Genomic DNA, 409 nt, shown 5'->3' on the forward strand with positions numbered 1-409 from the left:
GTCCAGTATCATGCGATGTGCCCTCCAACATGAAAATATTTTCTTCCTGTGAAAATATAATCTAATGTTACAACTTGATTTCTAAATACGTCAAACCTATTGGTTTTTGTAAGCGCTGCCTTTACAGTGGTGTTATGGATCAAGCAAAGGGGTAATGCTTATGAATGCAATCAAGCGGTTTGGCAGTGCTATGGTAGTTCCTGTACTTTTATTCGCGTTTTTTGGTCTTGTTGTCGGCCTCGCGACTTTATGTAAGAATCCAGCGAGTATGGGGGAAATGGCTTCAGAAGGTACGATGTGGTATAAGATTTGGACACTAATTGAAAGCGGAGGATGGACGATTTTCAATCATATGGAATTAGCCTTTGTGATTGGATTGCCCATCTCACTTGCAAAAAAAGCCCAAGCC

At 40.8% G+C, this 409-nt stretch carries 1 pseudogene; it reads left to right on the forward strand.

The features are described 5' to 3' along the window. Window positions 1-160 precede the first annotated feature (160 nt). Window positions 161-409 (forward strand): annotated as a pseudogene (locus tag AC0IXA_RS27185) (hypothetical protein); the annotation flags it as partial.

It is taken from the genome of Pseudomonas sp. AC083, from assembly GCF_979253165.1.